The following is a 12,297-nucleotide window of genomic DNA, read 5'->3' on the forward strand; positions in this document are numbered from 1 at the left end:
AGCCAGCTCCCACATTGGAATGTATTCCACCTGTGAGGGCTGGCTTGCCTGCAATGCTTTTAGAAGCTCATGTCCACCTTGGTCCAGAGCGTACGCCCCGGTTCCTTGATGGCCTGCGGGTCGTTGGCTGGGTAACCGAAGCCTGCGTTACCGGCCAGGTTCAAGTGCTCGGCGTAAGCCTTGCCAAACAAATTGTCGACCCCGGTGCTGACCTTGAAGTGCTTGTTGATGCGGTATGCCGCATTCAACGAGAACACGCCAAAGCCGCCACTTTTGTCGTAGTCCTTGCCGACCACGTTGCCCTTGTTCGGGTCGATGCGGTTTTGTGCCGCGACCACGCGCCACAAGGCGCCGGCGCTCCAGTCGTCTTCGCTGTAAGTCAGGCCCAGGCGCGTGTCCAGCGGTGGCATTTGGGGCAGGGCCTTGCCGTCGCTGCTGTTCTTGCCCCAGGCATAGGCCAGGCTGGCGTCGGCTTTCCAGTGTTGGCTCAGCTTGTACGCCGCGCCCACTTCGCCGCCCATGATGCGTGCGTCCACATTGCGCGCCTGGGAAGTGGTGCCCATCATGCCGGGCCTGTAGTCGAACAGAATGAAGTCGCGCACCTGGCCGACATAGCCCGAGGCCCAGGCTTCCAGGTCGGCGCTCTTGTATTGGGCACCGAAGTCGAGCTGGGTGGTTTTCTCCGGTTTCACGCCGTCGAAGGCATTCACCGAACCGGCCGCGCCGGTGTTGGGGGAAAACAGTTCCCAGTAATCCGGGAAACGTTCCGCGTGGCCCAGGCCGGCATACAGCGTGGTGGGGCTGTCCGCCAGGTCGTGCTCATAACGCACAAAGCCCGAGGGCAATGTATCGGCGCGGGTGTCGCCGGCAGTCGGGTTCGGGTGCGACATCATTCCCGAGCCGGTGCGTTGACGGAAGTCCTTGGCCGAGGCGCGGTCCAGGCGTGCGCCGGTGATCAGGCGATCATTGTCGGCGGCGTACCAGGTCAGTTCGCCGAACACACCGTAGTTGTGGAAATTGGCGTCCTTGTTGCGTGGCGCATCCTTATAGGTGTCGATGCCCATGCCGCTGCGTGCACGGTGTTCATTGGTCTGTGCATCCAGGCCGCTGATCAATTGCACATCGGCCCAGCGCCAGGTCGCCTTGATACGTGCGCCGAGGGTGCGGCGGTCGACGTTGGACGCCATGGGACCTGCCATCATTCCGGTGCCCGAAGGGACGCGCAGGCTGTAGTTGTCCATCACATGGTCAGCGTAGTTGTAGTAGACCTGGGCCTCGACCTTATCCAGCACCTCGCCGATATTGGACTTTTCGAAACGCAGCCCCAGGCTTTCGCGCAGGAACTGCGAGCCATCCATGCCGCGCCCGGCGTAGCGCGCCTCGCCGTCGCCACGCCCGGCGGTGAGTTCCAGCAGGGTGTCGGCGTCGGGCGTGAAACCCACGGCTACGTCACCGTTCCACTTGTCATAGCGCGAGGCGACCGTGTCGTTGTTGCCATCCTTGTAATCGTCGGCGTGGGCCTGGTTGCCGATCACCCGCACGTAGCCCAATGGCCCGCCGGCAGCGGCATCGATGACCTTGTCGAAACGCCCGTTGGAGCCGGCCAGCACACTGGCATTGACCCGCGTGCCCAGCTCGCCGAACTGCTCCGGTTCACGCTCGAACAGGATGGTGCCCGCTGACGCGCCCGGGCCCCAGAGCACGGTTTGCGGGCCTTTGATTACGGTGAGCTTGTCGTAGGTTTCCGGCGATATGTAGGAGGTGGGGGCATCCATACGCCCCGGGCAGGCGCCGAGCATCATGCCGCCGTTGGTGAGGATATTCAGGCGCGAGCCGAACATGCCGCGCAGTACCGGGTCGCCATTGGTGCCGCCGTTGCGCACCAGGGCGAAGCCGGGAATGGTCTTGAGGTAGTCGCCGCCATCGCTGGCGGGCACCGGTTGGCGTGGGTCTTTGGGGTTGGTGACCACGGTCAGCGGCGAGCTGGGGGCAATAGCGGTGATGACCGTGGGGCTCAGCTCATGCTCGTCGGCGTGAGCGTGGGCAGCCAATAGTGCGCCGCATAACGCGGTGAGCAGGGCAGTACTTCCCAAACGGGTGTCAGCAGAAAACCTGGACATGACAAATTCCATCAATCAATCGTAAACAACACGGCCAGCAGCCTGCGGCTGTCTGTCTAAAGTCGGCCGGGGTGAAGTAACGCGGTGAAGGGCTTACGAAACGATGGGCGGCGCACGGCTACGGGCGCCGGGGAAGATGCTCTGCCGGGCATGGCCCAGGCGCGTGGCGGGGGTGAGGGCGTTGGCGGGCGGCGGGGTGCCGAGGGCCACGAACGACACACTGCCGGGCAGGGCCGGGCAGCTGAATAGCAGGTCGCAATAGCCGCACTTGGCCCAGAGTGCGTGGTGTTCGACGGGGGCTTTGGTGTGATGGGAGTCGCCGTGGTCGCTCGGCATCTCCATGGGCATTTCCATGGACATACCGGCGTGATGATCCATCGGCATCGCCTGGGAAATCAGCGGACCGATAAAGATCATCAGCATGGCGAACAGGCTGATCCAACTGCCGCGCTTCACGCGGTAGTGGGGAGACAACCTGGCGCGAGGGGCGCCCATCGAGGTTGGCTTACTGAGCGTGCATATGCTCGTGGCCGGCCATCGGTGGCGCTTTGTGCACTGACACTTGCACCTCGACCTTGCCGGCTTTCTCGAAGGTCAGGGTCAGTGGGAATTGCTTGCCATCGGCCAGCAGGCTGCGGTCCTTGAGGCCCAGCAACATCACGTGATAGGCCATCGGTGCGAAGGTCAGCTCACCCTTGGCCGGTACGGCGACGCTGGGCACTTGTTGCATCTTCATCAAGTCGCCCTGCATTACATGTTCATGCAGCTCGGCTTTTTCGGCGACGCTGGTTTCAACGCTGAGCAGGCGATCCGGGGTAGCCCCGGTGTTATGAATCACAAAATAGGCCGCGACGGTGGGCGCATTCGGCGGCAATTCCTGGGACCAGGGATTGCTGACCTCCAAGTCGCCGGCCTTGTAGTCCTCGGCATTGGCAGCACTGAACACCGGCAACAACAACGCAGCCAGAAGCAGGGAAGATTTAAGCATGGCAGTTCTCCAGAACGGTTCTAAACGCAGTTCACTTGCGAAGAAAATCAGACCGTTGGAGAGGCGCGGGGGTTAAGGCTTGGCCATTGCTGGCGCGGGGTGGGATTGCGCAATAAGCGCGGCGGCAGGCTCTGCACCGCCTCGAAGCGCGTCACATACAACTGCGGCACATGCCCCGGCAACGCCACCAACGGCGCCGAACCCGAGCAACACCAGCAATGCTGCATAGCCGAGTGATCATCCGGCGGCGCCGGGATTTCCAGCTTGCCCAGGGCAATCGCCTTGAGGCTGGCACCATTGGACGAACAGAACCCGCCCCACATCAGACGCTTGATCGGGTCGTCCGTCTGCTGCATCGCACTGGCCAACGGCATGGCAAACGCATTGAACAGCACTGCAAGGCAGGCGATCCAGGCAATTGCAAAGCGTTGACGGGCCATGGCGGATAATCCGTAGGGTTAAACGATCAGGCGGGTATTTAGCCTGATCGGGGGGGATAAGTAAAAAGGGCGGGTGTGGTTTGGTGTCGCAGTGGTTCAGACGGCCGTGGCGTGGAGCTTGAGGCCCAGAGCCTTCATGACTTTCATGATAGTCGCGAATTCGGGATTGCCCGTGCTGGAGAGGGCTTTGTACAGACTTTCTCGTCCGAGGCCGGCGTCGCGGGCTATTTGGGTCATGCCTTGGGCGCGGGCGATATTGTTAAGCGCTGAGCGAATCAGCAATCCGTCACCGGCGTCCTCCTCGAAAGAGGCTTCGAGATACTCCGCCATGTCCTCTGGGGTCGTCAGATGCTCGGCTATATCGAAATCTTTAAATTGAGTCATGGGTCACTCCTTTTTCTCAAATTCATCTGCAATTTCTTTAGCACGCTCGATGTCACGTTTTTGCGTTGACGAAATGTTGAGGATCATCGCCATGGGCTGCGTGTCTCAGTAGTCAGCGGGTTCCGGTGCGTCTGTAGGTAACTTCTCGTTGAACCGTTGCGCAGTTGATTGAGCTAACGCCTTTGCTGGCTGATCCACTACCGCCGTCTGATAACGCAGTTCCAAAGTGTGGGAGCGGGCTTGCTCGCGAAAGCGGTATGTCAGTCGCTGGATGTTTTGGCCGACGCACTGCCTTCGCGAGCAAGCCCGCTCCCACATTGGATAGGTGGTGTTTAGAAAAGGGTGATTGCCTGTAGCAACGCTGGCACTGCCGTAAACTCTCGATCCACTGCCGCCAACACCGGCCGCTTCAACACCAACACCGGCACCCCCCGCTCACGCGCCACTTCCAGCTTCGGCTCGGTGGCGGTGCTGCCGCTGTTCTTGCTGATCAGCACATCAATTCGCCGTTCTTGGAATAACGCCCGCTCGTCCTCGATGAGGAACGGCCCGCGTGCGCCGATCACTTCACAGCGCTCATTGCCCGGATACACATCCAGCGCGCGCAAGGTCCAGAACTGCTCGGCGGGGATTTCGTCGAGGTGCTGCAAGGGTTCGCGACCCAAGGTGAACAGCGGGCGCTTGAAGGGTTTGAGCGCTTCGACCAACTCGGCCCAGTCGGCGACCTCTCGCCAATCATCCCCCGGCTGCGGCTGCCAGGCCGGGCGGCGTAATGCCCAGCAAGGCACATCGCTCAATCGCGACGCCTGGGCCGCGTTTTGGCTGATCTGCGCTGCATACGGATGGGTGGCGTCAAGGATCAGGCTGATACGTTCGTCACGAATAAACTGCGCTAACCCTTCAGCGCCTCCGTAACCCCCGACGCGAACCTGGCAGGTGAGGTCGGTTGGCACACGGCCCACGCCGGCCAGGCTGTAGACGTGTTCCGGCCCCAGGGTGCGGGCGATGGCCAGCGCTTCGGTGACGCCGCCCAGCAGCAGAATCCTTTTCATAACGGTTTGACCACGTCCAGCAACGTGATCGGCAGTGCCTGGCGCCAGGTATCGAACTCGCCCAAGGGCTGCGCCTGGGCGACGTGGATGCGGGTCAGTTCGCCGCCATGTTGGGCGCGCCAGTTCATCAAGGTCATTTCGCTTTGCAGGGTCACGGCATTGGCCACCAACCGCCCGCCGGGGCGCAGGTGTTGCCAGCAGGTGTCGAGCACGCCGTCGCGGGTGACACCGCCGCCGATGAAGATGGCGTGCGGTGCTTCCAGGCCGAGCAAAGCAGCCGGCGCCTTGCCGCGCACCAGTTGCAGGCCGGGCACGCCGAGGGCGTCGCGGTTGTGTTCGATCAGGCCTTGGCGGCCGGTGTCGGCTTCAATCGCCAAGGCGCGACAGCTGGGATGGGTGCGCATCCATTCAATACCGATGGAGCCACTGCCCGCGCCCACGTCCCATAACAGTTCGCCCGGCATGGGCGCGAGGCGGGCGAGGGTCATGGCGCGGACATCGCGCTTGGTCAGTTGGCCGTCGTGTTTGAAGGCCGAGTCCGGCAAGCCGGCAAGACGCGAGAGGCGCGGTGCGTTGGCATCCGCCAGGCAGTCGATGGCGACCAGGTTCAAATCGGCAACCGCAGCGTGCTCCCAGGCTTGCGCGTGCCCGTCGATGCGCCGTTCAGCCGGGCCGCCCAAGTGTTCAAACACACGGATGCGGCTGGGGCCAAAACCGCGCTCGGTCAACAACGCGGCAATCAAGGCGGGGCTGCTGCCGTCATTGCTCAATACCAACAAGCGCACGCCACTGGCCAGGTGCGCGTTGATCGCCGCCAAGGGACGCGCCACCACCGACAATGTCACCACCTCCTGCAACGGCCAGCCCAAGCGTGCCGCCGCCAGGGATACCGACGAAGGCGCGGGCAAAATCGTCAACTCCTCAGCCGCCACGTGCCGGACCAGGCTGGCGCCGACGCCATAGAACATCGGGTCGCCACTGGCCAGGACGCACACAGGCTCCCCACGCCGCGACAACACCGGCTCCAGAGAAAACGGGCTCGGCCATAGCTGGCGCTCGCCACCAATACACTGCGGCAGCAGGTCCAACTGGCGCTGAGCACCTATAATCCGCGTGGCGCGCAGCAAGGCATGCCGGGCATTCCTGCCCAGGCCTTTGAAGCCGTCTTCACCGATGCCTACAACCGTCAGCCAGGGCGACATATCAATTCCTTGAACGACATCCGACGGGCAGGCTTTTCATGCCGCCGGACAAAGCAGGCATAATACCGCGCCTTTACCCGTCAACCGGTAGCCCCGTGAACCCAACGCCCGCTGTGAATACCTTGCGCCCCTCGGCTTGTCCGGGGTTGCTGCGTATTGTCCAGGCGTTGGACGGCGGCATTTGCCGGGTCAAATTGGCGGGTGGCGCGATCACCGCCGCCCAGGCCCACGCCGTGGCAGACGCGGCCCAGGCCTATGCGGGCGGGGTGATTGAGGCGACCAACCGCGCCAACTTGCAGATTCGCGGCATCGGCGCCGAGCAGGAAGCGTTGATCGCCCGGCTGCTGGCGGCGGGCCTGGGGCCTAGCAACGCGGGCGGTGACGACGTGCGCAATCTGATGCTCAGCCCCAGCGCCGGCATCGACCCGCAGATGCTGTTCGACACCCGCCCGCTGGCCGCGCAGATCCTCGCCACCCTGGAAAACCATCCGCGTTTCCATCAACTGTCGGCCAAGTTCGCGGTGCAACTCGATGGCGGCGAAGACCTGGCGATGCTCGAACATCACCACGATCTGTGGTTGTCGGCCTTTGTACGCCATGGCGAAACCCTGCTCGCGTTCGGCCTGGCCGGCTGTCCGGGTCTGGATGCGCCCCTGGCCGCCGTGCCATTGAGCCAAGGGCTTGAGTTGGTAGTGGCTGTGCTGGAAGCCTTTCTGGACCTCGCCACCCCTGAGCAAACGCGTATGCGCCATTTGCCTGTGGATAACGTGCTGAGCCATTTGCGTGTGCCGTTGCTGCCATTCGACGGCTTCACACGCCCGCCCAGCAACGCCTCGCTGCAGGTGGGCACTTATCCACAAGCGCAAAAGAATCAGTTCTACGTCGCCGCCCTCGCGCCCCTGGGCCGTCTGGACCCAACGATGCTCAAGGGCGCCGCACAACTGGCCAGCGACTTTGGGGACGGCACCTTGCGCTTCACCCCCTGGCAAGGCGTGCTGGTGCCCAACGTCGAAAAGCCTCACGCCGTGACCGAACGCCTGGCGCAACTGGGCTTTATCTGCTCCCTCGGCCACCCGCTGGCGCGCATGATTGCCTGCACCGGTTCCAGCGGCTGCGCCAAAGGCCAGGCCAACACCAAGGCCGACGCCGTGCAACTGGCCGCTCTGCAACCGGGCATCGAGGTGCACCTGTCCGGCTGCCCGCGCTCCTGCGCCGCCGCGCACACCGCGCCCGTCACTTTGCTGGCGGTGAGCCCCGGCCACTACGACCTCTATTTTCGCGATGCAGCCCAGCCAGGTTTTGGCCGGCTGCACGCGCGCACTCTTTCCATTGAAGCGGCGGGCGCCCTGTTGCGCGCTCGTCCACGGAGCAACACCGATGATTGATTACATCCGCGACGGTCAGGAGATCTATCGCAACTCCTTCGCCATTATTCGCGCGGAAGCCAACCTGGACCGCATCCCGGCTGATTTGGAAAAACTCGCGGTGCGGGTGATTCATGCGTGCGGCATGGTCGAGGCCATCGACGGCCTGCAATTTTCCGAAGGTGCCGGCAAGGCAGGGCGTGACGCGTTGGCCGCTGGTGCGCCGATTCTGTGCGATGCGCGGATGGTGTCCGAAGGCGTGACCCGCGCACGCCTGCCGGCCAATAACGAAGTGATCTGCACCCTGCGCGACGATAGCGTGCCGGAGCTGGCGCGGGAGCTGGGCAACACCCGTTCAGCCGCCGCCCTTGAACTGTGGCGCCCGTATCTGGAAGGCAGCGTGGTGGTGATCGGCAACGCGCCGACCGCCTTGTTCTACCTGCTGGAAATGCTCGACGCCGGCGCGCCGAAACCGGCGTTGATCCTCGGTTTTCCGGTGGGTTTTGTTGGCGCCGCCGAATCCAAGGCGATGCTCGCCGCTGACAGCCGTGGGGTGCCGTTCGTGATCATGCAAGGCCGCCTGGGTGGCAGTGCCATGGCGGCCGCCGCCGTCAATGCCCTGGCCACGGAGGTCGAATAATGCAGGTGCGCGGACGTTTGATCGGCCTGGGCGTCGGCCCCGGTGACCCGGAACTGATTACCCTCAAAGCTTTGCGCCTGCTGCGTGAATCGCCGGTGGTGGCGTACTTCGTGGCCAAGGGCAAGAAGGGCAATGCCTTCGGCATCATCGAAGACCATCTGGTACCGCAACAGACCCTGATGCCGCTGGTGTACCCGGTGACCACCGAAGTGCTGCCGGCGCCGCTGTCCTACGAGCAGGTGATCAGCGACTTCTACGACAACGCCAGCCTCGACGTGGCCGCGCACCTGGACGCAGGCCGGAACGTGGCGGTGATCTGCGAAGGTGACCCGTTCTTCTACGGCTCCTACATGTACCTGCATGACCGCCTGGCCGAGCGCTACGACGCCGAGGTGATTCCAGGCGTGTGTTCGATGCTCGGTGGCGCCTCGGTACTTGGCGCGCCGTTGGTGTACCGCAACCAGAGCTTGTCGGTGCTCTCGGGCGTATTGCCCCATGAGGACCTCAAGCGTCGCCTGGCGGATGCCGATGCCGCCGTGATCATGAAGCTGGGGCGCAACTTCCCGAAGGTACGCCAGGTGTTGGAGGAGTTGGGCCTGGCCGAGCGGGCGCTGTATGTGGAGCGTGCGACCATGGCCAACCAGAAGATTGTGCCGCTGGACCAAGTGGAGCCGATGTCTTCGCCGTACTTCTCGCTGATCATCGTGCCCGGTGAACGGTGGCAAGGTTGATGACTCCGGCGATTGTGATTCTGGGCCAGGGCAGCCTGGCGACTGCGCGCAAGCTCCAGCAGGTTTACCCCGGCGCGTTGATCCACGGCCTGGTCACTCGGGTTGAAGGTGCAGACCGTACCTACAGCGAATTCGGCGCGACCTTGCGTCAGCTTTATCAACAGGGCACGCCACTGATTGCCCTGTGCGCCGCGGGCATTGTGATCCGCACCCTGGCGCCGTTGCTGCTGGAAAAGGGCGAAGAACCCGCCGTGCTGGCCGTGGCCGAAGACGGCAGCGCCGTGGTGCCTTTGCTCGGTGGCCTGGGCGGTGTGAATGTGATGGCACGGGATATCGCCGCGGCACTGGGCGTATCCGCGGCAATCACCACCAGTGGCGAGTTGCGTTTTGGCACCTGCCTGCTCAACCCGCCGGCGGGCTATCAACTGGCCGATATCGAGTTGGGCAAACGCTTTGTCTCCGACCTTCTGGCCGGCGAAAGCGTGCGTATCGAAGGTGCGGCGCCATGGCTGGAGGAGGCTAACCTGCCTCAGGATCAACAAGCGCGCCTGGCGATCCATGTAGGCAGTGCCGAGCGCACACCGGCAGCCAACGAGTTGCTGATTTACCCGCAGAATATCTATGTCACTTGCCGGCCGGGTGCGCAGTTGGCCGAGCGTGTGCGCACGGCGTTGCACGAGGCAGGTGTGGCTGTGCAATCCCTGGCCTGCCTGCTAGCCAGCGACCTGCAGATGGCTGACGCGTCCTTGCATGAAGCCGCGTCGGCCCTGGGCGTACCGCTGCGTTTTGCCGCGCTGACACCCGTTGCGGATATCAGCATTACCGTGGCCGAGCAGCCCTTGGACCTGTCACTGGTGGGGCGCCCGCGCGGGCGTCTGGCGGTGATCGGCCTGGGCCCCGGCGCCGCTGAACTGATGGTGCCGGCGGTGAAGGCGGAACTGGCGCGTTGCACCGATGTTTTGGGGTATGAAACCTACGTGCGCATGGCCGGGCCGTTCCGGGACGACCAAGTGCAACACTGCACTGACAACCGCGAAGAAATGCAGCGCGCCCGCCACGCTTTCGAGTTGGCTGCGCAGGGGCGTTCGGTGGTGGTGGTGTCGTCCGGCGACCCTGGCGTATTCGCCATGGCTGCGGCAGTGATTGAAGCGCTGCACGAGTCCAGCGAGCCGGCCTGGCATCAGGTCGACCTGGAAATCCTGCCGGGGGTTTCCGCCTCGCTGGCCACCGCTGCCCAGGCGGGCGCGCCGCTGGGGCATGACTTCTGTGTGATGTCGCTGTCGGATAACCTCAAGCCCTGGTCGATCATCGAAAAACGCCTGGACCTGGCTTCCCAGGCCGACCTGGCCTTGGCGTTCTACAACCCGATCTCGCGCTCCCGGCCTTGGCAACTGGGGCGTGCCCTGGAGATCGTCGCGCTGCATCGCACGCCACTGACGCCGGTGGTGCTGGGCCGTGACATCGGTCGTCCAGGCCAGACGCTGCGCGTCACCACCTTGGGGCAACTGACCCCCGAGCAGGTGGACATGCGCACCATGGTGCTGATCGGTTCATCCACCACCTGTGTGTTCCCGCGCGCCGGTGGGGGCGAGTGGGTGTACACGCCACGTTGGTATGGCGACAAACCCAACTCCTGAAAACAGCCCCGTTGGCTGCCGGAAAGCTCCGAATAACCCAGGGATTCCCCTGGCGTTGTTCGGGGCTTTTTCTTTTTTTTGCGATGAAAACCGCATACCTGCCCGCCGCGCCTTGTTATTGCTGGGCGCTGGTTTTGGGCGGGGCAGGCCAAGGGATGTTTGTCGCATGGAAAGCGAGCAGCTCCCTGGACTAGGGTGGAGACAAGCCCCATGTGGGGTGCTTGTGGAGAACAGAAAATGGAGCGACGTCACAGAAGGATCAACAGCAAAAAAAGGCGCAAGTTGATTGCCGCCTACAAATTGCCGGGCGCCCCTGCACGGCAGGCCATTTGCGCGTTGGATCGCGAAGATGATTGCAATGCGGCCGTGGTCAACAACGGGGTGATTTCGTTTGCCGAAGGGTTATCGGCGTTGAACCGGGAATACGTGCGCAAAAGCTATTTGCTGGCCAGCAGTTATGTGAGCGATGTGCTGAACGTCCAACGGGGTAGCGAGGCGTGGTACGAGGAATTTATCAAGGTCATGGTCAGCCTGGGCTGGCTGCCGCTGCGCAGTCGCTTTGAGCGGGTCTCGCGTGCGGGCAAGGGCCTGACCGTGCAACTGGCGGCGCTGAATATCATCGCCTCGATGCTGACGTCGACGGCGCTGTCCGGCCCGTTGCTCAGTGCATTGCCAAAACTGGCCGCCGATGCGCTGGACGCATTGAAGCGTCAGCCAGCGTCTTTCGAGCTGTTCAAGCGCAATTGCGCGGTGCGCGAGGGCGGCGATTTCGGCCTGGCCTCCTGCGCTGAAACAGACGGCGAATTGATCATGGTGCTGGTGACCTACAGCACCCATGGTGTGGATAAACAGGTGGGCCTGCCGTTCCTGGAGTGGGACAGCTCCTCGTTCGAGGCCTTCAGCGGGCAGACTTGCCTTGTGCTCAATACCTCGATGGTCAACGAGAAAACCATCCAGCTGATGCGCGAAAGCGCCGGTGACAAAGTCGAAATGGCGATCGCCAAATACCGGATCTAGGGCACCAGGTAGCCGCGTACCCCGGTAAAAATGATTTGCGCGGCCAGGGCGCAGACGAACAGGCCCATCAAGCGGCTGACAATCTGCAAGCCCTGGTCGCCGAGAATGCGTTCGATACGGTTGGACAGGTACAGCACCACGCCCACCGTCAGGCTGGCCAGGGCAATACTGAGGATGGCGGTGAGCTTGTCATCCCAGTGCGGTTGGCTGACGCCCATCACCAGCAAGGCGCCGATGGTGCCGGGGCCGACGGTGAGGGGGATGGTCAGCGGCACGATGGTCACGTCCTGCTGCACGTTGTCGGTCTGCACCGCCGACTTGCCTTGGGCCATGCCCAGGGCGGAGATAAACAACACGCTGCCGGCGCCGATGCGGAACGCGTCGACGGTAATGCCGAACACACTGAAAATCACCCGGCCAAACAGGTAGAGCAGCACGCTCGATACCAGAGTGGCCAGTGCGACTTTCCACGCCAGGCGCCGACGCTCCTTGCTGGAATAGCCACGGGTCAGGCTGATAAAGCAGGACAGCACAAAGAACGGGCTGTAGAGCACCAGCATCTTCAGGTAAACGCTGAATAACACATGGAGCATGGGGGCGGCTCGCGGGCGGGGGAAGTGGGGAGGAGTCTATCTGACAGAGATCAAATGTGGGAGCTGGCTTGCCTGCGATAGCCATAGGTATCTACGCAACTTTGTGGACAGTAGCAACAGACGGTAACC

The 12,297-nt window shown here is 63.1% G+C and carries 13 protein-coding genes; 5 read left to right on the forward strand and 8 right to left on the reverse strand.

Features of this window, described 5'->3' with window-relative positions:
• Positions 1–59: 59 nt before the first annotated feature.
• The 7 genes from A7K61_RS19885 to A7K61_RS19915 form a co-directional block, all read right to left on the reverse strand.
• Positions 60–2,120, reverse strand: a complete 2,061-nt coding sequence (locus tag A7K61_RS19885) for a TonB-dependent copper receptor (protein WP_069558190.1) — start codon at positions 2,118–2,120, stop codon at positions 60–62.
• Positions 2,121–2,213: 93 nt separating this feature from the next.
• Positions 2,214–2,615 (reverse strand): DUF2946 domain-containing protein, encoded by a 402-nt coding sequence (locus A7K61_RS19890; RefSeq protein ID WP_069558191.1) that lies wholly within the window; start codon positions 2,613–2,615, stop codon positions 2,214–2,216.
• A 10-nt stretch (positions 2,616–2,625) separates the two neighbouring features.
• Positions 2,626–3,108: a copper chaperone PCu(A)C gene (locus A7K61_RS19895; RefSeq protein WP_069558192.1), complete on the reverse strand. Its 483-nt coding sequence runs from the start codon at positions 3,106–3,108 to the stop codon at positions 2,626–2,628.
• A gap of 47 nt (positions 3,109–3,155) precedes the next feature.
• Positions 3,156–3,548 carry a DUF2946 domain-containing protein gene (locus A7K61_RS19900; protein WP_003188156.1) on the reverse strand — a complete coding sequence of 131 codons (393 nt, stop codon included), beginning with the start codon at positions 3,546–3,548 and terminating at the stop codon, positions 3,156–3,158.
• Positions 3,549–3,644: 96 nt separating this feature from the next.
• Positions 3,645–3,932, reverse strand: coding sequence for an addiction module antidote protein (locus A7K61_RS19905; protein ID WP_032893775.1), 288 nt, complete (start codon positions 3,930–3,932; stop codon positions 3,645–3,647).
• Between the two features lie 332 nt (positions 3,933–4,264).
• The gene (locus A7K61_RS19910; protein ID WP_069558193.1) at positions 4,265–4,984 is read right to left on the reverse strand and encodes a cobalt-precorrin-6A reductase; all 720 of its coding nucleotides are present in this window, start codon (positions 4,982–4,984) and stop codon (positions 4,265–4,267) included.
• Positions 4,981–6,186: a bifunctional cobalt-precorrin-7 (C(5))-methyltransferase/cobalt-precorrin-6B (C(15))-methyltransferase gene (locus A7K61_RS19915; protein WP_069558194.1), complete on the reverse strand. Its 1,206-nt coding sequence runs from the start codon at positions 6,184–6,186 to the stop codon at positions 4,981–4,983. Before A7K61_RS19915 ends, A7K61_RS19910 begins: the two co-directional genes overlap by 4 nt.
• Positions 6,187–6,224: 38 nt before the next feature.
• Here A7K61_RS19915 and cobG point away from each other — a divergent pair, with 38 nt between their 5' ends.
• The 5 genes from cobG (at position 6,225) to A7K61_RS19940 (ending at position 11,575) form a co-directional block, all read left to right on the forward strand.
• Positions 6,225–7,571 (forward strand): precorrin-3B synthase, encoded by a 1,347-nt coding sequence (gene cobG / locus A7K61_RS19920; RefSeq protein WP_069558195.1) that lies wholly within the window; start codon positions 6,225–6,227, stop codon positions 7,569–7,571.
• The gene (locus A7K61_RS19925) at positions 7,564–8,190 is read left to right on the forward strand and encodes a precorrin-8X methylmutase (RefSeq protein ID WP_044271083.1); all 627 of its coding nucleotides are present in this window, start codon (positions 7,564–7,566) and stop codon (positions 8,188–8,190) included. The genes cobG and A7K61_RS19925 overlap by 8 nt, the downstream gene beginning before the upstream one ends.
• The gene (locus tag A7K61_RS19930; RefSeq protein WP_047712467.1) at positions 8,190–8,921 is read left to right on the forward strand and encodes a precorrin-2 C(20)-methyltransferase; all 732 of its coding nucleotides are present in this window, start codon (positions 8,190–8,192) and stop codon (positions 8,919–8,921) included. The genes A7K61_RS19925 and A7K61_RS19930 overlap by 1 nt, the downstream gene beginning before the upstream one ends.
• On the forward strand, positions 8,921–10,558 hold the full coding sequence (cobJ, locus tag A7K61_RS19935) for a precorrin-3B C(17)-methyltransferase (protein WP_069558196.1): 1,638 nt from the start codon (positions 8,921–8,923) through the stop codon (positions 10,556–10,558). The genes A7K61_RS19930 and cobJ overlap by 1 nt, the downstream gene beginning before the upstream one ends.
• 237 nt (positions 10,559–10,795) lie before the next feature.
• Positions 10,796–11,575 carry a hypothetical protein gene (locus tag A7K61_RS19940; protein ID WP_032893767.1) on the forward strand — a complete coding sequence of 260 codons (780 nt, stop codon included), beginning with the start codon at positions 10,796–10,798 and terminating at the stop codon, positions 11,573–11,575.
• On the opposite strand, the gene A7K61_RS19945 is transcribed toward A7K61_RS19940, so the two are convergent.
• Positions 11,572–12,168, reverse strand: a complete 597-nt coding sequence (locus tag A7K61_RS19945) for a MarC family protein (protein ID WP_003171467.1) — start codon at positions 12,166–12,168, stop codon at positions 11,572–11,574. The two genes, A7K61_RS19940 and A7K61_RS19945, sit on opposite strands and share 4 nt — an antisense overlap.
• Between the last annotated feature and the right edge of the window lie 129 nt (positions 12,169–12,297).

This window comes from Pseudomonas sp. AP42, from assembly GCF_001728935.1.
Lineage (GTDB): Bacteria > Pseudomonadota > Gammaproteobacteria > Pseudomonadales > Pseudomonadaceae > Aquipseudomonas > Aquipseudomonas lactis.